Annotated in this window: 26 protein-coding genes and 1 riboswitch; of the genes, 7 read left to right on the forward strand and 19 right to left on the reverse strand. The window is 26.5% G+C overall.

Annotated features, from left to right (window positions below; genetic code table 11):
* Positions 1-240: 240 nt before the first annotated feature.
* The 3 genes from I1959_RS08290 to I1959_RS08300 all read left to right on the forward strand — a co-directional run bounded on the left by I1959_RS08290 (position 241) and on the right by I1959_RS08300 (position 2636).
* Positions 241-1761: a hypothetical protein gene (locus I1959_RS08290; RefSeq protein WP_092922991.1), complete on the forward strand. Its 1521-nt coding sequence runs from the start codon at positions 241-243 to the stop codon at positions 1759-1761.
* Between the two features lie 145 nt (positions 1762-1906).
* On the forward strand, positions 1907-2398 hold the full coding sequence (locus I1959_RS08295) for a DUF2975 domain-containing protein (RefSeq protein ID WP_195237913.1): 492 nt from the start codon (positions 1907-1909) through the stop codon (positions 2396-2398).
* A 13-nt stretch (positions 2399-2411) separates the two neighbouring features.
* Complete coding sequence (locus I1959_RS08300) at positions 2412-2636, forward strand: helix-turn-helix domain-containing protein (protein WP_092923282.1); 225 nt, start codon at positions 2412-2414, stop codon at positions 2634-2636.
* Positions 2637-2783: 147 nt separating this feature from the next.
* On the opposite strand, the gene I1959_RS08305 is transcribed toward I1959_RS08300, so the two are convergent.
* Positions 2784-4793 carry an FtsX-like permease family protein gene (locus I1959_RS08305; protein WP_195237914.1) on the reverse strand — a complete coding sequence of 670 codons (2010 nt, stop codon included), beginning with the start codon at positions 4791-4793 and terminating at the stop codon, positions 2784-2786.
* Complete coding sequence (locus I1959_RS08310; RefSeq protein ID WP_092922982.1) at positions 4783-5550, reverse strand: ABC transporter ATP-binding protein; 768 nt, start codon at positions 5548-5550, stop codon at positions 4783-4785. The genes I1959_RS08305 and I1959_RS08310 overlap by 11 nt, the downstream gene beginning before the upstream one ends.
* Positions 5551-5770: 220 nt before the next feature.
* Between I1959_RS08310 and I1959_RS08315 the strand changes: the two genes are divergently transcribed.
* Positions 5771-5965, forward strand: coding sequence for a zinc ribbon domain-containing protein (locus I1959_RS08315; protein WP_092922979.1), 195 nt, complete (start codon positions 5771-5773; stop codon positions 5963-5965).
* Between the two features lie 50 nt (positions 5966-6015).
* Here I1959_RS08315 and I1959_RS08320 read toward each other — a convergent pair whose 3' ends face one another.
* From I1959_RS08320 to I1959_RS08350, 7 genes are all read right to left on the reverse strand, one after another.
* On the reverse strand, positions 6016-7716 hold the full coding sequence (locus I1959_RS08320; protein ID WP_092922976.1) for an ABC transporter ATP-binding protein: 1701 nt from the start codon (positions 7714-7716) through the stop codon (positions 6016-6018).
* Positions 7717-7966: 250 nt separating this feature from the next.
* Entirely contained in the window at positions 7967-8926 is a 960-nt protein-coding gene (locus tag I1959_RS08325; protein WP_195237916.1) for a siderophore ABC transporter substrate-binding protein, read from the reverse strand.
* Between the two features lie 67 nt (positions 8927-8993).
* Complete coding sequence (locus tag I1959_RS08330; RefSeq protein WP_092922970.1) at positions 8994-9749, reverse strand: iron ABC transporter ATP-binding protein; 756 nt, start codon at positions 9747-9749, stop codon at positions 8994-8996.
* Positions 9749-10762, reverse strand: a complete 1014-nt coding sequence (locus I1959_RS08335) for an iron chelate uptake ABC transporter family permease subunit (RefSeq protein WP_330615174.1) — start codon at positions 10760-10762, stop codon at positions 9749-9751. The genes I1959_RS08330 and I1959_RS08335 overlap by 1 nt, the downstream gene beginning before the upstream one ends.
* Positions 10752-11705: an ABC transporter permease gene (locus I1959_RS08340; RefSeq protein WP_166504826.1), complete on the reverse strand. Its 954-nt coding sequence runs from the start codon at positions 11703-11705 to the stop codon at positions 10752-10754. The genes I1959_RS08335 and I1959_RS08340 overlap by 11 nt, the downstream gene beginning before the upstream one ends.
* 264 nt (positions 11706-11969) lie before the next feature.
* Positions 11970-12158 carry a hypothetical protein gene (locus I1959_RS08345; protein WP_092922961.1) on the reverse strand — a complete coding sequence of 63 codons (189 nt, stop codon included), beginning with the start codon at positions 12156-12158 and terminating at the stop codon, positions 11970-11972.
* Between the two features lie 33 nt (positions 12159-12191).
* The gene (locus I1959_RS08350) at positions 12192-12392 is read right to left on the reverse strand and encodes a hypothetical protein (RefSeq protein WP_166504825.1); all 201 of its coding nucleotides are present in this window, start codon (positions 12390-12392) and stop codon (positions 12192-12194) included.
* Positions 12393-12754: 362 nt separating this feature from the next.
* Between I1959_RS08350 and I1959_RS08355 the strand changes: the two genes are divergently transcribed.
* Positions 12755-13579 (forward strand): MerR family transcriptional regulator, encoded by an 825-nt coding sequence (locus I1959_RS08355; RefSeq protein WP_092922954.1) that lies wholly within the window; start codon positions 12755-12757, stop codon positions 13577-13579.
* Positions 13580-13729: 150 nt separating this feature from the next.
* Here the strand turns inward: I1959_RS08355 and I1959_RS08360 are convergent, their stop codons facing one another.
* Genes I1959_RS08360 through thiS form a run of 5 tightly spaced genes read right to left on the reverse strand, consistent with a single transcriptional unit; the run spans position 13730 to position 17259 of the window.
* A complete protein-coding gene (locus tag I1959_RS08360) occupies positions 13730-14356 on the reverse strand; it encodes a thiamine phosphate synthase (protein WP_195237918.1) in 627 nt (208 codons plus the stop codon).
* Positions 14356-15459, reverse strand: coding sequence for a 2-iminoacetate synthase ThiH (gene thiH / locus I1959_RS08365; RefSeq protein WP_092922948.1), 1104 nt, complete (start codon positions 15457-15459; stop codon positions 14356-14358). The genes I1959_RS08360 and thiH overlap by 1 nt, the downstream gene beginning before the upstream one ends.
* Before the next feature lies 1 nt (position 15460).
* Positions 15461-16237 (reverse strand): thiazole synthase, encoded by a 777-nt coding sequence (locus tag I1959_RS08370; protein WP_166504823.1) that lies wholly within the window; start codon positions 16235-16237, stop codon positions 15461-15463.
* Positions 16238-16256: 19 nt separating this feature from the next.
* Complete coding sequence (gene thiF, locus I1959_RS08375) at positions 16257-17063, reverse strand: sulfur carrier protein ThiS adenylyltransferase ThiF (RefSeq protein WP_166504822.1); 807 nt, start codon at positions 17061-17063, stop codon at positions 16257-16259.
* A 1-nt stretch (position 17064) separates the two neighbouring features.
* Positions 17065-17259 (reverse strand): sulfur carrier protein ThiS, encoded by a 195-nt coding sequence (thiS, locus tag I1959_RS08380; protein WP_166504821.1) that lies wholly within the window; start codon positions 17257-17259, stop codon positions 17065-17067.
* A gap of 130 nt (positions 17260-17389) precedes the next feature.
* A riboswitch (TPP riboswitch) is annotated at positions 17390-17501 on the reverse strand.
* Between the two features lie 224 nt (positions 17502-17725).
* On the opposite strand from thiS, the gene I1959_RS08385 reads away from it, so the two are divergent.
* Positions 17726-18502 carry a CPBP family intramembrane glutamic endopeptidase gene (locus I1959_RS08385; protein WP_166504820.1) on the forward strand — a complete coding sequence of 259 codons (777 nt, stop codon included), beginning with the start codon at positions 17726-17728 and terminating at the stop codon, positions 18500-18502.
* Positions 18503-18595: 93 nt separating this feature from the next.
* Here I1959_RS08385 and hpf read toward each other — a convergent pair whose 3' ends face one another.
* Together hpf and I1959_RS08395 are read right to left on the reverse strand one after the other, a co-directional pair.
* Complete coding sequence (gene hpf, locus I1959_RS08390; protein WP_092922933.1) at positions 18596-19126, reverse strand: ribosome hibernation-promoting factor, HPF/YfiA family; 531 nt, start codon at positions 19124-19126, stop codon at positions 18596-18598.
* A 140-nt stretch (positions 19127-19266) separates the two neighbouring features.
* A complete protein-coding gene (locus I1959_RS08395; protein WP_195237920.1) occupies positions 19267-20718 on the reverse strand; it encodes a DEAD/DEAH box helicase in 1452 nt (483 codons plus the stop codon).
* A 606-nt stretch (positions 20719-21324) separates the two neighbouring features.
* Between I1959_RS08395 and brnQ the strand changes: the two genes are divergently transcribed.
* Positions 21325-22614: a branched-chain amino acid transport system II carrier protein gene (gene brnQ, locus I1959_RS08400; protein WP_092922927.1), complete on the forward strand. Its 1290-nt coding sequence runs from the start codon at positions 21325-21327 to the stop codon at positions 22612-22614.
* Between the two features lie 76 nt (positions 22615-22690).
* On the opposite strand, the gene I1959_RS08405 is transcribed toward brnQ, so the two are convergent.
* The 3 genes from I1959_RS08405 to rpsD form a co-directional block, all read right to left on the reverse strand.
* Positions 22691-24058: a cation:dicarboxylate symporter family transporter gene (locus I1959_RS08405; protein ID WP_092922924.1), complete on the reverse strand. Its 1368-nt coding sequence runs from the start codon at positions 24056-24058 to the stop codon at positions 22691-22693.
* A 128-nt stretch (positions 24059-24186) separates the two neighbouring features.
* Positions 24187-24522, reverse strand: a complete 336-nt coding sequence (locus I1959_RS08410) for a winged helix-turn-helix transcriptional regulator (RefSeq protein ID WP_092922921.1) — start codon at positions 24520-24522, stop codon at positions 24187-24189.
* 137 nt (positions 24523-24659) lie between these two features.
* Entirely contained in the window at positions 24660-25253 is a 594-nt protein-coding gene (gene rpsD / locus I1959_RS08415) for a 30S ribosomal protein S4 (RefSeq protein ID WP_092922918.1), read from the reverse strand.
* Positions 25254-25588 lie beyond the last annotated feature (335 nt).

The following is a 25588-nucleotide window of genomic DNA, read 5'->3' on the forward strand; positions in this document are numbered from 1 at the left end:
TTCATTGTCTATGCTTATATAATAACACGTATCATCTACTTACTTTTACGAATAATAACGAAACTTAAGGATATAAGGCATTTTTTATATGCCTCTGCATTTTTCATTGAAAAAACTTTCTTCAAATTGCTTCTATTTTATTATATTTCAATCTATTTCGAACTCTTATAATATACCTTAGTAAGTGATATAATATAATTTAAAAGCTGACATAAAACGAATTATTAGGGGGAATATAACTTGAAAACCATTACTTTTGGAAGTTTATTAGAGAATCTACTATACTTATCAAATCAAAAGAAAAGTAGTTTGGCAAAGTATGTAGGCTATGATGTTTCTTATGTAAATAAGTGGATTCTTTCTAAACATCTTCCAAGCTCAAAAAGAATAAATGAAATATGTAAAAATATATCAGACTTTATTATGGAGTCTTTAAATGACGATACATTAGATAATTTAATAGATTATTTTGAAATATCTTCTGATAGCAGTAATGAATTCATTGGAGAATATATAGAAACTAAGCTCAAAGAAGTTTATATGGATACTGTCAATGTAAACAATACTCAGGTAAAATCCATGCCTAAAACTACGCATTCAGAGGAATATTATAATAGTACTTCTTTAGTTAATCCAGGCATAATTTATAAAACCTTTTTTAAAGAATTGAGCTTTTATGCTGATAAAGATGAAGATTTAGAAGTACTGATTTCTGTAAATTTACTTTATCTAAACCATAAAGATAAATTAACACTATCTAATTTGAAAGCTTTTTTAAATGAATTAAGTAAAAAAGTTAATGTTAAAGCGAGTTTTTTAATCGGTCTTAATGACTATGAAGATGAGGACGTTATTAATACACTCCTTGCTATAAACTTAATTTCAACATCTACTTCACTTAATTTTAAGTTATACAACTGTAGTATAAATTCCAATACTGCAATATTTGCAATTAAAAATAAATTCTTATCTACAAATCTATTCTTTGAAGAAGGTGAATGTATGTTTACCACAACCTCTAAAGACAGAAAATTAGTAGAAGATTTTTATGCAAATATAAAGTATACTTTAAAAAATAAAGGAAAACTTTTATACGACAAAAGAGATTGTACCTCTATGATAGAAAATCAAACTTATATACAATATATAATGAACAATGATTTAAGATGTCTTTTAGGTTCTATTAATGAATTCTTTATGCCTCCGGATTTATTCATGGAGATTGCCGAAAGAGTTTTTGGAGATAATAAAAAAATTATAAATGAGCTAAAAAAAATAAATGTATTCCTTCATAATGTTACTTATAAATCTAATCTTAAAGTACTTATATATGAATCAGAACTTAGAAAGTATATGTCTTCAGGTTGCTTACACTTTTTCAATATACCAGTAACTCTTACATTCAAAGAAAGGGAAAGACATATTGAATATATAGAAAAAATATTAATGGAATCTAATGATGTTGAAATACGATTAGTTGATGGAGATTTTGTTGATGATTTTAGAGAAAAAGAAAATCCATCTTTATATTTATCTAAGAATTTAAAGTTTACAAAAGTACATCCTAATTCAGGACAAAATGATTACTTTATAATAAGTGATAATGATTTCAAAAATATGTGTAATAATTTATTTGATACACTTTGGAATGATAGAAAAGATATAGTATTAGATAAAAAAGAAGAAATATTAGACAGAATATCAAAATCTATAAGTTATACGCGAATAATAAGCGAAAATTTCGGAGAAAATATAGAATAAAATCAAAGCTGTAGAAAAGCCTTTTGCTATCTACAGTTTTTTTGTACATTACATTATTGTAATATTATGTTTTTTTATTGACAAACGATAATTACATATTTATTATAGGTGTATAATATATATTTTTTAAGAGAGGTAAATAAAAATGATAAAAAGCTTAAATTCTAAAATATTAAATGTTATTATATTAATAGGAATATTTATTACAGGTGTTTTACTCCTAGCTACACCAATGATAAGTATAGCTTTATGTAAAACACAAGTACCTGTGTCAGAACTTAACCCAATAATGATTAATGTATCAATTTGCGTATACTTATGTTTTATACCTTATATGATATCTTTATTTAAATTAAAAAAGCTTTGTAGATTAATTATAAAGAATATACCTTTTACTATGGCCAGCTCAAAAGCTCTAAAAACTATATCTATATGTTCTTTTAGTGAGATTATTATATTTGCTGTATGCATGTTGTATCTAAAATACTTTGTAAGTCCATTTAATGACACTCTTATAATTCCAGCAATTATAGTAGTTACTTTTATCTGCCTAGTTATAGGATTATTATGTCTTACTTTATCTCAATTATTTGAGACAGCTACAAAGATAAAAAATGAAAATGATAAAACAATTTAGTGAGGAATATTTTATGCCAATTCTTGTAAATTTAGATGTTATGATGGCTAAAAGAAAGATTAGTTCTACCGAACTTTCAAAGGAACTTGGTATAACTATGGCTAATCTATCTATATTAAAAAATAATAAAGCCAAAGCTGTAAGATTTACTACATTAGATTCAATATGTAAAATACTAAACTGTCAACCTGGAGACATATTAGAATATGTAGATGAAGATGATGAAAGATTAAAGTAAATAATTAAAAAAGGAGCTATATTAGATTTCTAATAGCTCCTTTTTTAGTTTAATATTTTAAGTTACTACAAGTTCCACATTAAACAAATACTTTTTTAATATACAAAACAAGCTAGATACATATATTGTATCTAGCTTATTTTTATATTATGAATTTTTGACTATATTTTTATATCCAGTATAAGTTGCATAGAAATATCCAACATATATAAACACAAATATTAACGCAGTTACTAAAGATGATAATCCTATATCTGGCTTACCATACATAGCTATAAACTCATTTGATACTTTTATACCAACTATAGAATGTATAAATGCAAGTACTATTGGTAAACTAAAATATATTAATGTTTGTATAAATATACTCTTATTTATCATTTTATCATTTGCACCTATTCTTCTTAGTGATTTATATCTTTCTATACTATCACTTGCTTCTGATAACTGTTGTAATGCTAATACTGCCATACTAGATATTAAGAATATTATTCCTAGGTATATACCTATAAATAACATAATTGTTGTCATACCTTTACTTTCTGCATATACTTGAACCTTAGTTTCTCCGTAGATAAATGCTGAATTTTTATAGTCAATCTTACCATTTTTAAAATCATCAAATAATTTAGATAGTTTTTCTTCTGAGTTCTTGCTATTTTCTCCAAAATTCACATTTAAATAAGATTCTCTAACTTGAAGTTTGTTTGTTAAATCATCATTAACTACTATAGTAAACATATTGTCAGCTAAAGCAGTTGTATGAAGAGAGTCCTCTATAGCCTTTTCATTTTTAACCTTATAATTTTTTTTATCTATTTTTATCTCTTTATTATTTTCTAAAAAGTTATTTATTATTTTGCTAGCCATATTATTATTTGACATAATTAAAACTTCATTCTTACCTAAGCTTATACTTTTTTTACCCTCTAGCTTTCTTATGTCATTGTATTCTGATATTTTTATAAAATCAGCACCTATGTCCTCTATCTTGTTTAAATTCTTTTGATTTTCCTTATCTAAACCTTTATTTAGATTCTTTATCTCAAATCCTGAGTCATATGTATTATAGTATAAATATTTGTCTTTATCATTAAATTTAAATCCTAAATTATTTAAAGCATCTTTTATACTTTTAATTTTATCATCTTCATTTGCAAATACTCTCGCACTAGCATCAAATGGTGTTGTTTTCTCAAGTCCTTTTTCTAATGCATTTTTAAACCCTATTCCAGTTGATAACATTCCCATAGTTAAAAATAACATTAGACATACAATAGACATTGATATAAAGTTTGTATTAACTTTGCTATTTATTTGCTTTGTTATAAAAATATTTAATCCTCTAAAATAAATATTTTTACTATTTTTAAATATATATAATCCAAATCCAGCTAAACTATAGAAAAATAAGAATGTACCAACCACACCAAGTCCTATTGACATTGAAAATCTTATATCTTCAATATTAAGTTTAACATCTAATATTAACTTATATGCAGTTCCTATTGAAATTAAGCATAAGATAAATGTTATTAGGTATATAATTGGATTTTTAAATCTTATATTTTCATTCTTTTTCCCTGCAGTTAATAAATCTATTATCTTGTATCTAGATATTACAATTACATTAAATGCCATAACAATTAAAAATATTATTCCAAAGTATATTATGGTTTTGATTATTGCACTTGTAGAAAAAATAAATTTATACTCACTCATATTTACTTCAAATAATTTAGATGTAAATAATGATAACCCTTGACTCATTATTAGTCCTAATATAAGCCCACTTGCTAATGATATTACCCCAACTATAAGTGTTTCTAAAATTAGTATTTTAGATATTTTTCCTTTACCCATACCTAAAGTCATATATATTCCAAGCTCTTTTTTACGTTTTTTGATTAAAAAATTATTTGCATATACTATTAAACTACCTAATATAAATGATACAAATACAGATATTCCACCTATAATCTTAGATAGTGTATCTACAAATCCCATTGTTGAATTGTTCATCTCTAAAATAGCTTTTTGAGATTCTATTGAGTTAAAACTATAGAATATACTTACAGCTAAAGTTAGTGTTAAAAAATATATAGCATAATCTTTAAAACTCTTTTTTACATTTCCTATTGCTATCTTAGAATACATCGTTGTCATCACCTCCAAGAAGAGTTATAACTTCTATTATTCTGTTGAAAAATTCTTTTCTAGTATCACTACCTCTTACTAACTCACTAAATATTTTTCCATCTTTTATAAATAAGATTCTATGAGCATAACTTGCAGTAAAGGCATCATGTGTAACCATAAGTATTGTTGTTTTTAAGTCTTCATTTAAACTTTCAAATCTTTCAAGTAATAATCTTGCTGATTTTGAATCTAATGCTCCTGTAGGTTCATCTGCAAGTACAAGTGATGGATTTGTAACAATCGCTCTTGCTGATGCTACTCTTTGCTTTTGTCCTCCTGATATTTGGTATGGATATTTATTTAATGCTTTTTCTATTTCTAGATATTTTGCTACTTCTTTTACTTTAGAGTCTATATTAGATGGCTTCTCTCCTTTTATAGTAAGAGCTAATGCTATATTTTCATAATTTGTTAAAGTATCTAAAAGATTAAAGTCCTGAAATATAAATCCTAATTCATTTTGTCTAAACTTATCTAGTTTTTTTGATTTTAAATTCGTTATATTTTGACCATTTATTATTATATTTCCTGTAGATACATTGTCTATTGTCGATATACAGTTTAGTAGAGTTGTCTTACCACTTCCTGAAGGACCCATTATACCAACAAATTCTCCTTCATCTACTCTAAAACTTATATTATCAATTGCCTTTGTTATATTGTCTTTATTTCCATAGTATTTTTCTATATTTTCAACTTTTAATATATTATTCATTTAATAACCTCCTTAGATTTCTTATATATGTATTTTATACTAAATCCAAAAATCTACATATTCATTTGTCTTTCATTTTCATTACACTTTTGTAAGATTCTATAACTTTCTAATATTTCTTATTGTCTAATTTAGGTATATGTAACCATATTGCAACCAAATTTGTCTAAATATATCTTACAATTATATTACTTACTTGTTTATTAAGGGGGAATATTTTATGAACTGTTTAAGATGTGACACAAGTCTTGAATTTTTAAAAGAATATAGATTTGATTCTCAAGAGGCTGACCGTGGATTTTTTAAAGCTATCTTTGATGTAGAGGAGCATTTAATGTTTAAAATTTACGTCTGTCCTAAGTGTAGACATACAGAGTTTATATATACAGGTAAATCAACTTGGGTTGATTTATAAAAACAAAAGATGATTCTAAAGTTAGAATCATCTTTTTGTTATATAACTTACTATTTTCTATGAAGTTTTGAGTAAACTCCACCTTTTTCTATAAGTTCCTTATGAGTTCCTCTCTCTTCTATACCTTTTTCCGTTAATACTACTATCTCATCTGCATTTTTTATAGTTGATAATCTATGTGCCACAACTAAATTTGTTCTATCTTTACTTAGCTCTTCTAAAGATTTTTGTATTTCATATTCTGTGACATTATCAAGTGCTGATGTAGCCTCATCTAGTATCATTATTGGAGGATTTTTTAAAAATATTCTAGCTATAGAAATTCTTTGTTTTTGTCCTCCTGATAACTTAACTCCTCTTTCTCCTATATATGTATCATAACCTTTAGGAAGAGTTTGTATAAAATCATGTATTTTAGCCTTTTTACAAGCCTCTACTATTTCTTCATCAGTAGCACCAGTTTTTCCTATTACAATATTATCTCTTATAGTTCCTGTAAATAAAAATACATCTTGTGCTACAACCCCTATATTTTTTCTTAGGGAATCTAAGCTTACGTCTTTAATATTTATTCCATCTATCTTTATGCTACCTTCATCAAAATCAAAAAACCTAGGTATAAGATTACATAAAGTTGTTTTACCTCCACCTGATGGACCAACTAAGGCTATTGTTTTTCCAGCTTCTATAGATAAATTTAAATTATCTAAAACTTGATTTTCATCTTCATATGTAAAAGATACATTTTCTATTTCTATATTACCTTTTACACCATTAAGTTCTATTGGGTTTTTAGCTTCCTTTTCTGTTTCTTCATTTATTATTTCCATAAATCTTTCAAATCCTGTCATACCATTTTGGTATTGCTCAGTAAAGTTTATTAATTTTCTAATTGGCTGTATAAACATTTTTACATATAAAAGATATGCTGCGAAATCACCTAACGTTATACGATTCATATAAGTAAAATATCCTGCTACTATTAAAACAACTAACTCTAATAAATCTATAAATAAAAACATTCCCGAAAAATATTGTGCCATAACTTTATATGCACTTTCTCTTGCGTATTTAAATATGTTATTAGATTTATTAAATTTTTCTAATTCTTCTTCTTGGGTACAGAATGATTTAGTAACTTTCATACCTGCTATACTATTTTCTAAAGTAGCATTTACATCACCAGTTTTTACTCTAGTTTCTTTAAATGCCTTATTCATTCTCTTTCTTTGAGTTATAGCATATAAAAGTATTATAGGTAATATAGCAAAAACTATTAGTGTAAGCTCTATATTTATTCCTAATAATATAAAGAATGAACCAACCAACATGACAATAGATATGAATAAGTCTTCTGGTCCATGATGAGCCAATTCAGATATCTCCATAAGGTCATTTATTATTCTAGACATTATAACACCTGTTTTATTATTATTAAAATAAGAACTTGGAAGTTTTTGAAGATGAGTAAATACATAGCTTCTCATATCAGCTTGCATCCTTACACCTACTACATGCCCCCAGTATTGCATAAAATAGTTTAATCCTGCTTTTATAATAAATATAACTAATAGAGATATTGCAAATACAACTAACATTCTTGTATCTTTATTTGGTACAACATCATCCATTATACTTCTAGTTATCATTGGATAAACTAAGTCACATAGTGCCACTGTGAAAGCAGCTAGTAAATCAAGTACAAACAATTTTTTATAAGGTTTGTAATATTTTATGAATTCTTTTATCATTGTCTACCTCCATCTTTCAATATATTTATACATTGTATATAATATTTTAAAACCATTTTATATTTCAAAGATTTTATGCACTCCACATAATTATATTTCTAATTTATCTATAAGTAAATGATATCTATATTATTCTTACAAATAATATAACTTGTATAATAGTTACTAAAGAACAAAAGTTGTATAAGAATTAAACCCATCCTCATACAACTTTTAGTAAGTTACATTTATTTGTATTATACGTGAATTATTATTTGCTTATTGCTTCATCTACCTCATCTAGCATAGTATTTGTAGATATTATTCCACCATCACTTAAATACCATGAATGAGTATCTAAATAAACTATATTTCCATCTTTAGCTGCCCTAGTATTATTTATTAATTCATTATTTAATATTTCCTGTGCTGGCTTTTGACCTTCATCACTAGATATAACTGACTTATCAACAACAAATATATAATCTGAATCTTGACTTGCTATATATTCAAATGAAACATCTTGTCCATGATCAGAATTTTTCACATTCTCATCTGTCTCTTTAAATCCTAAACTCTTATATATTATCCCAAATCTTGATTCTGATCCAAGTACACTTAATGATCCATCACTAACCATTAAAGTTGTTGCATCTAAATCTTTTTCTGTTACTTTCTTATTTATTTCTTCTACTTTTTTATTTATCTTAGCTAACTCAGCATCTACCTTATCTTCTTTATCAAATATATCTCCTATAACCTCCATATTGTGAGTAAAAGATTCCATGTACTTCCCATCTTCTTTTGATAATGATATAGTTGGTGCTATTTCCGTAAACTTATCATAGAAACTATGTTGTCTTCCATTTATTATTATTAAATCTGGCTTAAGTTCATTTACCTTTTCTAAATTTGGTTCTTTTAAGCCTCCAACATTTCCATACTTAGACCCTTTGTATTCGCTTAAATATTCTGGTATCGAAGATGATTGCGGAGTTCCTACTACACCATCTATACCTAAACTTTGCATTACATCTAATGCTGCATAGTCAAACACTACCACTCTCTTAGGATTAACTCCTACCTCCGTAGTTCCTAAGGCATGCTCTACCTTAACTGTTTCATCTGCTTTAGATGCAACTTCTTTATCTCCTTTATTTGAAAATACTAATGCCCCTCCTATTAATCCTGCTATAACCAAACCTGATATAGCTGCTACTTTTTTATTCATAATAAGTCCTCCTAATAATTTCTATTATTTTATATTGATTATCTTTATCATTAAAACCTTAAATTTTTTAGAAATAAATACAAATTTTATCTCCATTTATCTCTTGAATATCAAATTTCATCTCATATATTGCTTCTAATACTTCCTTATTTATTATCTCATCAGTCTTTCCATGCTTTGCTATTTTTCCATCTTTAAGTGCTACTATATAATCTGAATAGCAAGATGTATAATTTATATCATGCATAACTAAAATTACAGTCTTTCCTAGCTCATCACATAAATTTCTAAGTACCCTCATCATTTCAACTGAGTGCTTCATGTCTAAATTATTAAGTGGTTCATCTAAAAATACATATTCCGTATTTTGAGCTATAACCATTGCTATGTAAGCTCTTTGTCTTTGTCCTCCACTTAATTCATCTAAGTATCTATCTTCTATACTTTTAAGCTTCATATATTCTATTGCTTCATCTATATATTTATTATCTTCTTCTGTAAGCCTTCCTTGACTATGTGGAAACCTTCCAAAGGCAACAAGCTCTCTTATTGTAAGCTTTAGATTTATATGATTAGATTGTTTTAATATAGCTATTTTAGTAGATAATTCTTTATTATCCCAATCTTCTAATCTCTTTCCATCTATAATAACTTCTCCACCATCTTTTTTCATTAACCTAGTTATTATAGATAGGGCAGTACTTTTTCCAGCTCCATTTGGGCCTATAAAGGATGTTATTTTTCCTTTTTCTATATTTATTGAAACATTGTCAACTACTGACTTATTTGAATATTTTTTTATTATATCTTTTACTACTATCATTATGCTTTACTCTCCTTTAGCAATAAGTATATAAAATATACTCCCCCTACAAAGTTTATAATTACACTTAGAGTTGTATTAAAGCTAAATACTCTTTCTACTAAGAATTGACCACCAACTAATGTTGATATACTTATAAGAATCGATGCTACTATTAAGTAACTGTGCTTATATGTGCTTAGCAGTTGCTTTGTTATATTTACTACTAATAGTCCTAAGAAAGTTATTGGACCTACTAAAGCTGTAGATATTGATACTAATATAGATACTACTATTATCATCTTTTTAACAACTTTATCATAATCCACACCTAAATTTATGGCATTATCTTTACCTAAACATAATACATCTAAATACTTAAGTTTATCATATATAAATGGTATTATTGCTATTAAAATTATGGATGCTATTAAAAGTATTTCTGTATTTACATTCCCAAAACTTGCATGTAGGCTATTTTGAAGAGTAGCATACTCATTTGGGTCTATTACAACTTGCATGAAAGTAGACATACTTTTAAACAAAGTTCCAAATATCATCCCTACAAGAAGTAAGAAAAATATATTATTCCCACTTTTTTCAAAAAGTTTCTTATATAAAACAAAAGATGCTACAACCATTATTACTACTGATAATAAAAAGTTATGACTTTTACTTGCTATAAATTTGCTATCTATTCCAACAATAAATACTATAAGCGTCTGAACTAATATGTATAAAGAATCTAAACCTAATACACTTGGTGTAAGTATATTATTATTAGTTATGGTTTGAAAAATCATGGATGAAAAAGCTATACATCCACCTGTTAATACTATTGCTATTAACTTAGGTATTCTTTGGCTCATAGCATAATCTATATGTTCTGGATTTACCCCTGCTATTAAGAATAGTGCTGAAAATGCAATAACCATTAATCCTATTAAATATATAATTCTTTTTTGCCTGTTTTCTTTTTGTAATCTAATATTTATATTTTTACTAGGTAATTTATTTACACTACTAACTTGCATATGACTTCCTCCTTAATATCATATAAAGGAAAACTATACTTCCTATAACACCAACTGTTAATCCTATTGGTATTTCATAAGGATATATTACAATCCTTGAGAATATATCACATGTTAACACAAATATTGCTCCAAATAACCCTGTATGCCATATACTATCTTTTACATTATCACCTTTATAAATTGATACTATATTTGGTACTATTAATCCTATAAAAGGTATACTTCCTACTGTTGTTACTACACATACTGTAACTATTGCTACGATAATTAACCCTAAGTTCACAACTTTATTGTAATTAAGTCCTAGGTTTGTCGCAAAATCTTCACCCATACCAGCTATAGTAAATTTATTTGCATAAATATATGCAAGTATTATCATTGGTATTGTTATGTATAATATTTCATAGTTTCCTTTAAGTATCATAGAGAAATTTCCTTGCATCCAAGAAGTTATATCTTGCATTAAATCATATTTATATGCTATAAAAGTCGTCATTGAACCTATTATATTTCCAAACATTATACCAACTAACGGTACAAACACAGCATTTTTAAACTTTAAACTTTTTAATATTTTCATGAATATAAAGGTCCCACCAAGAGCAAATACAAAAGATGTTATCATTTTGCTACCCATAGTTGCATTTGGTAGAATTAGCATCGCAAATATCAGTCCTAATTGAGCTGAATCAATAGTAGCTCCTGTTGTTGGAGATACAAATTTATTTCTACTTATTTGTTGCATTATAAGACCACATATACTCATTCCTATTCCTGCAACTAATATACTTATTAATCTAGGCAATCTGCTTATTAATAAAATATTTAATTGTTCTTCATTTAAAGTTAATATATCTACTATCTTTATGTTATGTACTCCTAAAAATACTGATATTGCAGATAATATTATCAATATTATTCCTAAGTATCTTTTCTTCATCTTTCCTCCTAGCTATAACCTTATATGAAAATACATATCTCTTGAAATTAATTTTCAACTTACTTTTATTGTATTGATAATTATTATCATTGTCAATATTTTTTTATTTATTAATAATTATTAATTTAAATTTTTATCTTCAAAAACAAAAATAAGCTCTTACATATATTAACGACTTGTTTTCATTTATATGACAAGCACCTAATAATAGTGATTTCTAAATATAATATAAAATAAGAGGAGAATGAATAATCTCCTCTTATTTTAATATTTAGCTATGTCTATTCCACCTAAGGCAATATGAGCAACTCCTGCTCCCACTAGAAGTGCACCTGCCATATTTTTATAATCTTTTCTATTGAACTTCTCTTTTTTATTTTGCTTAGCATCTAACATCAATCCTGTTGCTGTTACTACTGTTCCTAAAGCTACTGGTATTAATCCTTTTTTCATATTACTACCTCCATAATGATATTATTTTATTATTTATCTAAATTTATTATTTGGGTTACCTACTCTATTATGACTTTTAGGCCCTGCGCCTGCTCTAGTTATACATCTTTTATTCCCATTACTGTTTATTTCTGTTATATTCTCTCTATCAGTATTTGTATTCTCACTTTCTGTGTAAAGTAGTTGCTTTCCCAAATTTCTTAATCCATCCATAAAAGAATTATTATCTTCCACTACCTTCACTCCTTTTTATAATCTATTTAACATTAGTTTGTTCATTATACAAAATCAAATACACCATAATTTTTGCAATAAAATCTACTTATCTTCTTTTTTTTAATTAATATCCATTTGTGGATATAAAATACTTATATTTTCCTTAAAAAATTTTAATTTAATTTTTACTAATAAGTAAAATTTCCATTTGTTAAAACTTCCCTTACACTTTCCATATCTTCCTATTATAAAAATTTTATTATTTTTATAGTATTTACTTTTGAATTGGAGACTATCATAAATTAATGCTAATTAGTTTAATCTTAAACATTTTGTGTTATATTTATAATTAAACTATTATATTATCTGGAGTGTTTTATATGAAAATTAATAAGAATATACATTTTACTACTGGAGAATTTGCTAAGCTTTGCAAAACTAGTAAGCAAACTCTTTATCATTACGATCAAGTTGGAATTTTTTCTCCTGAAATAAAAGGAGATAATAATTATAGATATTATTCTTATCAACAAATAGAAACGTTTGGAGCTATAACAATGCTAAAGGATATTGGTATGCCTTTAAAAGAAATAAAAGAATACTTAAGTAAGAGAAATCCCAATGAATTAATTAATTTACTAGAAAAGGAACGTATAAATGTAATCAATAAAATAGATAAGTTAAACCAGATAAAACTCTTTATTGATAGAAAAATTGAATACTCCAAAGATTTTATTAATAATTATACAGATAAAGTCAGCATTTTACCATTACAAGAAGAATACATATTTATTTCAAAAGTTTTTAATTGTTCTACAGATAAAGAAGTTTATGAGGCTTTTTCTGCTCATATAGGTCGTTGTGAAGATAGAGGTATAGCTTACCCCCATTTTTTAGGTGAAATGCTTGAATACAGTGATATAGCTAATGGTAATTACTTAGATTATAAATATATATATAATAAACTTCCTAATAAAGAATATTCTAATTTTACTAAAGCTAAGGGATTGTACATTGTTGCATATCATAGGGGTAGTTATTATAACACTAGCATTACTTATAATAAGATTTTAAAGTTTATAGAAGAAAATAATCTATCTGTTCAAGGTCATTTCTATGAAGATATAATACTTGATGATTTAGCAGTTCAAGAATATGATGATTATGTAATAAAAATCTCAATAAAAGTTAATTTATCTAAATAAAACTCATGATTTAAATGGTATTAACTTTAAATTCTAATCCTTTACTAGATCAAAGATTGTAACTATTTTAAATAGTAAAATACATAAAAATACCTATTTATAATAAAAGTTAGCGTCTAAAATAATAAAAATTATTTTAGACGCTAACTTTTAATCTATATTATATTCATTTATTGTTTTTTTTATATTTTTACTACTCATTAGGTTAGACATAACAGCTATATCATCACAATAATCTACTATGTATTTGACATTGCTAGGTGTTATTCCACCTAATGCAATTAAATTTATATTTGAATTAATAAGTAAAGAATTGGCCTCTTTTAATATTTCAATTCCTTTAGGTTTTAAGTTTTCCTTACATTTAGTTTCATATATGTGTGATAAAAATATATAATCTGCATTTCTTTTTAGTACTTCTACTATATCTTTTATACTATGAGTTGATACTCCTAATATTTTATTAAAGTTTTTGATATCTATATACTCATTTGTATCTTTTTTATTTTTTTCATCATAAATATCTATAAACTTATCAAATGGTAAATGTATACCGTCGGCATCAACTCTTTTAAATACTTCTATATTGCTATTTATTATTATCTTAGTATCTTTATTTATATTTTTTTTAATCTTAAGATATAAATTTTCTAGCTCATCATTACTCAGATCTTTTTCTCTTAGTATTATATTTTTAACGCCACAATAAGATGCTTCTTTTATAACTTCAATATACCTATCATATTTGCATAGATGCCTATTCGTTATTAGATACATTAAAACCTTTCCCAATCTTTAAATATTTGTTGGTATCCAATATCTTTTAACATGGCTTTTATATCACTAACACTACTTTCATCACTAATTTTAAATTGAGATGTATCTTTACTATTTTGAGAATGCCCTCCTACATTTGTTGATACACCTGCACTTAATTTTGTAACTCCCAAAGGTATTAAATTTCTTCGCAATGATAAGCTTTCTCTAGTCGATAAATTTATACCACCTTGATTATCAAATAATCTCATAACAACCATAGCTTGTACTAAATCATTATCATTGATATCAATTATTTTTTCATAACATCCCTTAAATGGTCTTATTCTAGGTATTGAGTATGAAACGTCTACATGTGGATATTTTTTTCTTAAATATCTTCCATGCATTAATGTAAAAAAAGTTTCTTTTCTAAAATCATTAAGACCAAGTAACGAACCTATTGATACACTTCTCATTCCAGCTTTTATTCCTCTTTCTGGTGAGTCTAATCTATATTTATAATTAGATTTTGGACCTTTTAAATGTACCTCTTTATAAATATTTTCATCATATACTTCTTGGTATACAGTAAGCCCTTCAACGCCTTTATCTACTAAATATTTATACTCTTCTTCATCCATTGGATAAACTTCTATTGTAATAGATGGAAATTTATCTTTAAGAACTTCTACAGCTTCACCTATATACTCTACGTCTGAATGAATCTTACTTTCTCCAGTTAAAAGCAACAAATGCTTAAATCCCTCTTTAGATATTTCATTTCCTTCTATTTTAATTTCATTAATGTTGAGCTTTTTTCTACTTATTCCAGAATCTATATTATATCCACAGTATAGACATTTATTTACACAATAGTTTGCTATATACATAGGAGTATACAAAAGTATAGTCTTTCCAAAATATCTATTAGTTATCTCGTGTGCTTTTTGTGCCATTTCTTCCAGGTATTTAGTGGCTTTTTTAGATAATAAATTTAATAAATCATATTCATCTAAATTATCCTTTTCTAAACTTCTTAAAACATCATAATTTGATACATTTTCTAGATATTTATCTATATCAATATCTTTATACTTTTCTATAACATTATAAAAACTCAAATTAAACACCTACTTCACTTAAAAATCCAGTAAGAGGTGAAGATGCATTTGCAAAATTGCTTACTCTTCCTGTTTTAGCTAAATATGCTTCTCTTCCACCTTCAACTGCTAATTTGAAAGCATTCGCCATTTTTATAGGGTCGCCTGCACTAGCTATTGCAGTGTTTACAAGTACTGCTGCTGCCCCCATTTCCATAGCTTCCATAGCCTGAGATGGTTTTCCAATTCCTGCATCTACTATTATTGGTATATCTAATTCTTCTATCATTATTTTTATCATTTCTTTCATTTTAAGCCCTCTATTAGAACCTATTGGTGCCCCAAGTGGCATAACTGCTGCTGCCCCTGCTTCTATTAGCCTTTTGCCTGCATATAGATCTGGACTCATATATGGAAGAACTACAAATCCTTCATCAGCAAGTATTTTAGTTGCTTTTATAGTTTCTTCATTATCGGGTAATAAGTATTTTGTATCACTTATTACTTCTATTTTTATAAAGTTTCCACATCCCATTTTTCTAGCTATTCTTGCTATCCTAACAGCTTCCATATGATTAGTCGCTCCTGATGTATTAGGAAGTATTGTCATATTGCTAGGTATATGTGATAGTATATTTTCTTCTGTATTGTCTAAGTCTACTCTTCTTAGTGCCATAGTTATTATTTCACTGTTACTTGACTCTATTACTCTTGGTAACATATCATTTGAACTATATTTTCCCGTTCCTATTAAAAGTCTACTATTAAACTCATGTCCGTTTAATATTAATTTATCCATTTTTATCCCCCACATAATCTTATTTGTCTTCTATCAATATTTTTGTTGCTAAATTAGCCATGTGATTAGCACATATAGCCACCCTTGGTGCCATAAGCCCATCACCTTCTTTAGCTTCATTTATCTCATCTCCACATATGTAAAATTTATCTCTGATTTTTCTTGTTTTTATTATGTTAGAATCATAATATCCTGCCACTCCAGATGAGGATATTAAATATTTATCTCTCATTTTAGTTAAAATGTTATTTGCAATTTCTGCTTTGTACTTTGGATTATCAAAAGCCTCTATTATTATATCTACGTTCCCAAATTCATGTATATTTGATGAATCTATTATTTTGTTTATAGTTTCAACTTCTATAAATGGATTAATATTTTCTATATTATTTTTAAGTGCCTCGGTTTTATATTTTCCTATATCATTTATAAAATATTGTTGTCTATTTAAATTAGATGGTTCTACTATATCAAAGTCTGCTAGTATTAATGTTCCTACGCCTATTCTAGCTAAAGATATAGCTATATTTGAACCCAATCCACCAATACCTAATATTGCTACTTTTCCATTTTTTAATTTGTAGTGAACATTTGGAGTATGTCTGCTAACCATAAGATTTTCTAATTCTTCAAATTTTGGAATTTCACCCCTTTTTATTAATGTAACTCTATCATTTTCATATAATTCTAAATCTACATATGCATCTACTGGATGACCATTTAGTATTATTATATCTGCATCTTTTTTATATTTTTCTTTAACTTTATCTACTGTAACTATATCTTCATCAATATTTACAAGTAGCTCATTTATAAAAAGTTGCATCTTATCCCCCTCCAACAAACCTTATGACTTCTATAACATCTTCTTCTCTTAGTATATAGCTATCGTATTGATTATTTTCAATTATGTTTAAATTTATCTCTACTACTACGCTATCTTTTTTTACTCCAATATCTTCTAATAACTTTGATATTGTCATATCTGATTTAAATTCAAACTCTTCCCCATTTACCTTCACTTACATTTCCTCCTTTTAAGGATTATCTTTTATAAGATATAAAAATAATTATATAAATTTAACTTTAATAGCATTAAAAAAGCACTCTCTTTTTATAGAGAGCGCCTTATTTAACTAAAAATCTAGGTACATTAAAATATACGAGCTTCCCTACGTAAGAATTATCTTAATCAGGTTCTTAGAGTCTGAAAGTTATGGCTTTACTTCTCAGCTATCCAATCATAGCTCCCCTAGCTTTTATTTATTTTTACAAGTTGAGTGTAGCACAATGTATTTTCATAATCAACAAATTATTAGTTTATAAATAAACTATATATATATATTTATTATACGAATTTTATTTAATTTCCCTATTAAATTAGTTAGATTTCTTATGTATAATAATTATATAGTTATTCAATAATTTCAATATACTTTGAATTATTCTATAAATTAATTCTTATAAAAAATTCGGAGGCGAAAAAAATTGATTTCAAAAGATACAAAGTACTTTTTTATAGTACTAATACTTTTTTGTATAATTGGATTTACAGTAACTATATCTACAACACAACTCAATATTTTAATATATGGTTCTCCTATTTTTATGTTATTTTATGCACTTTCAGGGTATTCTCCTGCTTTAGCTGGATTAATTACCGCTAAAAAGTTTTTGTCTAAAGATGAATTTGATAGATTTTTAAGGAACTGTGTAAATGCAAACAGGAGTCTAAAGGAATATTTATATGTTATTATCGCCGCTTTAATACTTTGGACCGTTCCATATATAGTAGTTGAAATGTTTAGAGGCTATGGTGCCTTACTAAAATCCCCATTAATATTTTTAAGTTGGTTAACTCCTATAATGATATTTGGGGGAGGATTAGAGGAAATAGGATGGAGAGGTTTTTTACTTCCTAAATTACTAAAGAAATATTCTCCTTTTAAAAGTTCTCTAATAATAGGTATTATTTGGTCCTTATGGCATCTACCTTTATGGTTTGTAGTTGGTACACCACAACAACATACTAGTTTTATTCCATTTGCTCTTAGTTGTATTGCTTCTTCTTTTGTACTTACTTACATATACATGGAAACTAATAGCATTTGGCTTTGTATATTATTTCATGCTTTAGATAATGCTTGTTCTTATGTATTTGAGTATGATGTGGATTTACATATAATTATAGCTCTAGCAACTTGTCTAGCTGGTTTTATTATATTTTATATATCAAAAAAATGTATAAAACTAAAATCTAAATAATTCAAGTTATATTAATAATAATAAGCTATTTTTTAATAATAAAAAACGTATTGAAATTTTCAATACGTTTTTTATTATTAAATGTTTATGGTATTACACTTGTTCTATAAGGCCATATCCATCATGTCTTTTATATATAATACTTGTTTTATTTGTCTCTATATTTCTAAATAAAAAGAATTGATGTCCTAATAAATTCATTTGAACAATTGCATCTTCTGGAGTTATTGGCTTGTCCATTTTAAATTTCTTTCTTCTTTTTATTACATCGTCATCTAAATCTATTTCTTCATATTCCTCTATATTATCAAATCTTATACTTTCATTTTTTCTATTTCTTCTTATCATTTGTGTTTTGTATTTTCTAAGCTGTTTATAAAGCTTATCATATAATAAGTCTATTGCTGAATATAAATCTTCTTGGCATTCTTCAGCTCTAACGATAGTTCCATGTTTAGTATATACTGTCGCTTCAATACTTTGATTTTTTCTCTTTACATCTATTTTAACATGTACATCAAAATCATCATTAATATATTTTTCTAGCTTTTCAAACTTACTTTCAATTTTTTCTCTTATTGCCTCTGTAACTTTTACATGCTTTGAAATTATTTTTACGCTCATAGTATGTACCTCCTGTATCTGGACTACATTTTTAAATATACAAGTTATCTTGTATATTTAAATAATAACAGGAAAACAATTACATTTTAAGGCTATTATTATATATTTTTTTGGTGTATTATAGAAGTTAAGGGGGTTTTTTATCTACTATCTTTTTTTATTTTTACCATCTTCTTTTTTACACTAATCTCTTTATACTTCTTTAATATAATTTCACCTTTGTGATTTAATATATCTACATAAGAACAAAGGTCTTGTACCTCTATTACACCTATATCTTCATTATTTATTCCCTCTATACTATTAAGAGCTCCAACAATATCTATAACTCTTATTTTCTTTTTCTTTCCAGCATTTAGGTATAGTCTCGTTACTTCACTGTGAACCTTTTTTTCTTCATTTCTATTTTTTCTATTTTTTAAAACTTTTTTATTATTTTCTTCAAACTTAGCTTTTCCTAAAGCAATATCTTCTTTTTTTATGTCATCTAGATCTTCTATTTTATATCCAATATAATGTTCTATTTCTTCCATATACTTTTCATCTTTTTGATTTACCATAGTTATAGATTTTCCAAAGCTTTTTTTTCTACCTGTCCTACCTATTCTATGTATATAGTTTTCTTTATCTCTAGGCACATTAAAATTTATAACTAAAGATATGTCATCTATATGTATACCTCTACCAGCTACATCTGTACTTACTAGTATATTAAACTTACCATTTTTAAAATCTTTTATCGTAAAATTTCTTTTGTCTTGAGACATATCACCATGAAGTTCTGTTACTAAAAACCTATCTTCCTTTAAATTTTTATAAAGTTTTGTAACAGTTTCTTTTGTATTGCAAAATATCATAACTGATACTGGAGCCTGAGAATATATTATATTTTTTAAAGTATCATACTTTTTTTTATCCTCTACTTTGACTGTCTTTTCTGATATTTGTTTATTATTTAATAAATTTTCATTTTTTACTTCTACCATTTCTGCATCTTTCATATATTCTAAGCAAATATTTTTTATATCTTTATCTATAGTCGCTGAGAATAGTCCTTTAATGCTATTTTTAGGTATACTATTAAATATAAACTCCATATCTTCTACAAACCCTTTTTTAAGCATTTTATCTGCTTCATCAATTATAAAATATCTTATACTTTCAAGGTTAATTGTACCCCTACTTATATGATCAATTATTCTTCCTGGAGTTGCTACTACAATATGAACTCTTTGCTTTAACTCCTTTATTTGATCTTTCATAGGTTGTTTTCCAAATATAGCACTACATCTTATTTTCTTCAATCTACCTATATTAGATATCTCTTCTTTTACTTGAAGTGCTAACTCTCTAGTGGGTACAACTATTAGTGCTTGAAGATTGTTATTATCCACTTCTACTGTTTCACATATTGGTATAGCAAAGCTCGCAGTTTTTCCACTCCCAGTTTTTGATTTGACTATTATATTTTCATATCTTAATAACCTTGGTATAACTTCACTCTGAACTTTCGATGGTGAATTATAGCCTAAATTATACAATGCTTTTAATATATCTTTATTTAATTTTAAACTCTCAAATTTATTATTCATTTAATTCCACCTTATCTAATTTTACTATTATTGTTTTATTAACCATCATAGAATATGGCTAATATGTTTATTTTATTTCAATGTTTTATTGTATTATGATTGTCTTTTTATTTTATTACTTTTATATTAGCATTTAACTAATATACACTAAATTTTTATTTTTTTCTATAATTGCTATTACTTAAGCCTTTATAATTTACTGCATATTTATAAAATATTTTTTACTTTAATTATAAAATAATTTGTATAAATTTTCTGAAAAATATTATTGACATATTCCCTTTAACTATATATAATCAATTTAAATATAAATTTTTTAGGAGAATATAAATATGATAATTAATACAAATCTAACTAACAATAAACAATTAAATATATCTTATTTTAGCTTTTGGCTATTGTAGTTGGTTTGTATTTATGAACGATAGATTAATCGTAGATACAAACTGGTACTTGTTTGTATCTATGATGGTGAAAGCTAACTTGTTATGTAAAGCCACATAGATAATACTATGTGGCTTTTTTATTTATCCTAGGCAAAATAAAAGTCACATGGTACATACTATGTGGCTTTTTTATATATAAAATAAAAAAAGAGGTGTTATTATGAAAAAAAATATTGATATTATTGTTATTGGTTTCGCACTATTTTCAATGTTCTTTGGAGCAGGTAATTTGATTTTCCCACCATACATAGGTGTTACCTCTGGTAGCAATTGGCTAATGAGTTTCTTAGGGTTTATAATTGCAGATGTTGGTATAATACTACTTTCTATCAATGCAATAGCAAAGGCTGGTTCATTCCAAGATGTTATTGGAAAAGCTGGCAAAAGATTTGGGCTTACTTTAGAAGTAATAATGATGTTGTGCTTAGGTCCAATATTAGTAGTTCCTAGAACTGGTGCAACTACATTTGAAATGAGTATACTTCCTCTAAATAACTCATTTAATCCAATAATATTTTCAATTTTATTCTTTACACTAGTGTTTATATTAACTATAAAACCAAGTAAGGTTATGGATATTATAGGTAAATTTTTAACGCCTATACTTTTAGCAGCGTTAGCGATCTTAATAATCAAGGGGATATTATCTCCTATTGGTGAGTTAAATACTAATATTTCTTCTGATAATCTATTTATGAGAGGTGTAACTCAAGGTTATCAAACTATGGATGCCCTTGGATTAGGTGGTATAACTGCACTTGTTATGTCATCTTTCTTAAGTAAAGGTTACAGAAATAAGAAAGAAAATATAAGCCTTACGATAAAAGCATCTTTAATTGCAGGTATTGGGCTTACACTAGTTTATGGTGGACTAGCATATCTTGGAGCTACAGTTTCTACGGTGTATGATGCTAGCATTTCTCAGACAGAATTACTAGTTAATATAACAAATCTTTTATTAGGAAATACTGGTACTATATTATTAAGTATAGTTGTTGCATTTGCTTGCTTAACAACTTCCATAGGATTAACTTCTGTTACAGCTAAGTATTTCGAAGATGTAACTAATAGAAAACTAAAATATGAATACATAGTAACCTTTATATGTGTATTTAGTGCCATATTTTCTAATTTAGGCGTAGATAAAATAATAGCTATTGCTGCTCCTATACTAACAGTGTTATATCCTGTTTCAATAGTTTTAGTTCTAATGAGCTTGTTTGGAAAAATATTTAAGAGAGATTCTGCTTTTAAGGGTGCTGCTTATGCAACATTATTAACAAGCTTGCTTACAGTACTTAGTAATCTAGGTATAAATATCCCTTTTATTAACAATCTTCCATTTGCTAATATAGGATTTAACTGGGTTATTCCTGCACTAATTGGAGCTTTTTTAGGCAAACTAATAATTAAAGAAAATAGTATATGTATAAATTCAAAGATTTCTTAATAAAAATATTCATATAAAAAACTAATAAAAACCTTCAAATAATTAATAGTTGTTTGAAGGTTTTTTATAGATTTTATTAACTTATTTTATCTTTTTCAATTTTATCTAATGAACTAGCAACTGCTATTGCTGAAGCCATAGTTCCATTAACATTAAGCATTGTACGTCCCATATCTAATATTGGATCTATAGCAAGTATTCCACCTAATAGCGGGAAATATGCTCCCATACCCATACCTGATATAACTACTGAAACTGACATTGTTGCAGTACCTGGTATCCCAGCTATTCCTAACGAACTTATAGTTATTACTATAAGTAACATGATATAAAAACTAAAGTTCATAGGAGTACCAGACATATTAGCTACAGTAATTGCCATTAATGCTGGATAGATTCCTGCACAACCGTTCATTCCCATATTAGAACCTAAACTTCCTACAAAACTTGCTATACCTTGATCTACTTTAACATTATCTGTAAGTGTTTCTATTGTTACAGGCAATGTTCCTAAACTTGATCTAGATGTAAATGCTAATATAAGTGGTTTAGATACATTTTTTAAGTATTTTATAGGATTTACCCCACTTAAAGTTATTATTACTAAATGTACAATAAACATTATTGCTACACTTACATAAAGAGCTATTATAAAGTCCATAACATCTAATATTGATGTTACACCTCTATCTATTATCGTAGTAGCCATTAAAGCAACTACTGCATAAGGCATTAGTTTTATTACTGTTATAGAAACACTTATTATTATTTTATAAAATGCTTCTACTAAATCTACAAATGGTTTTATTATTTCTGAATACTTTTTATTAAGTCTCTTTACTGCTATACCTAAAAATCCTGCAAATATTACTACTGCAACTACATTAGCTTGTGCCATTGCATTTACTGGATTTGATGGTAATAAACCTCTTATAGTATCGACTATTGGTGTAACCTCTCTTATTTCTCCACTTTTTACTATCGCTTCGTGTCCTACTCCTAAGTTAAATAAATTTCCAACTACTATACCTATTATTGCTGCTATCGCTGTTGTTCCTAATAACATTACAATAGTCTTTCCTGTTAATTTACCTAGGTTTTCACCTTGCTTTAAGTTCATTATTACTCTTACTATTGAAACAAACACAAGTGGAACTACTAACATTTTTAATAAATCCATAAAACCATATCCAAATAGCCCATACCATTTAGATACTTCTGTTAACCAAGTTACCTTAGTAGGATCTTCTGGGAATCCTGCTATAGCATGGACTAATACTCCTAGTCCAATCCCTAATACTATTGATAAAATCATTAATTTATTAAATTTTATCTTTTTACTTAATTTATTTATTACAAAAAACATTCCTATTAAAATTGCTATTGATATTAAAGTCATATAATTCGTGACCATAAGAAATTCTGAAAAAAACGTATAATTCATGTATTGCCTCCCTCCGATTATTTTTATATAAAGTAAATGAGCTCATACCTGTTTTTTATAATATAACAAGTATGAGCTCTTGTATCAACTGGTAACTTTTTTGTAACCAGATTAATATCTATATAAAATTAACAATCACATTTAATATGTTTGTTACTCCAAAGTATCATAGTTTCCATTATTGGAAGTAACGAAACACCACATTCACTTAAATAGTATGTTGATTGGATATTATTTTTTAATTCTTTTTTGTCATTAATTACTATTCCATTTTCGATTAAAAATTCTAATTGTTGAATTAACATCTTCTTGCTACATCCTTCTATGCACCTTTGTAATTCTCCAAATCTTTTTTTATCATTACCAATTTCCCATATTATTTCACATACCCATTTTTTTCCGAGTATGTTTGATATGAATTTTAATGGACAATTATTTTGCTTGATATTGTTCAAACTATACATTAACGACCTCCTTTTAATTATTTTATATAGATTAGCTTATAATATAACTATCATTTTGTCCATTTTTATCTTTATAAAATACTTAAAATAAAAAAATTACCATAAACCCTAAGATTTATGGTAATTTTATATTTAGATTATTTTGAGTAGTACTCAACAACTAAAATATCGTCAATTTCTATTGGTACTTCATTTCTTTCAGGCTTTCTAGTAAGAACACCTGAAAAGTTCTCTATATCCTTAGTTAAGTAAGGATATTGGCTAGTAGCATTTTGTTGAAAACTATCTTTAAACATTGTATTTTTTTGAGATTTTTCTCTTAAAGATATAACATCTCCTACTGACACTCCATAAGAAGGTATATCTACTTTTTTCCCATTAACTAGTATATGTCCATGAACTACCATTTGGCGAGCTTGTCTTGTAGAGCTTGCTAACCCTAATCTATATACTAAGTTGTCTAATCTACATTCTAACATTTGTACTAATGCTGTACCTGTAGAGTCTTTAGATTTCATCGCTTTTTTTACATAGTTAGAAAATTGCTTTTCTAACACACCATAGTAAGCCTTTAATCTTTGCTTTTCTAATAACTGTACTCCATATGGTGAAAGCTTTTTGTCCGCTCTAGACGTTCCTTTTGTAGCTCTATCCATTGCTTTTGGATGCCCACATACATTTAACCCTAGTCTTCTACATTGTTTAAATCTAGGTCCCATCATTCTTGCCATAATTATCATCTCCTATAAAATCAGAAATTTGCCGCGATAATTTTAAGCCTATTTTTAATATATCATAATTTTTATTTTTTGTAAATGAATTTCATTATCATTTTTTAAAATAAAAACCACGATATGAATCGTGGTCTTTATATAGAAGTTGTGTAGTTATATTAGTAAATTAAGAGTATAATTAGCATAACATTTATAATGTAATTTATCATATAGGGGAATATTATACTTTCTGTATTAAATCTAATAACGTGCTGAAGATCATCGGATTTAAAAAATTTATGTAAGCTATGATATAATTTACACTTTTATGTTCACTTGCTAGTAAATTACTC

Source organism: Romboutsia sp. 1001285H_161024_C4, assembly GCF_015550185.1.
In the GTDB taxonomy this organism is placed as follows: Bacteria; Bacillota; Clostridia; order Peptostreptococcales; family Peptostreptococcaceae; genus Romboutsia_C; species Romboutsia_C hominis.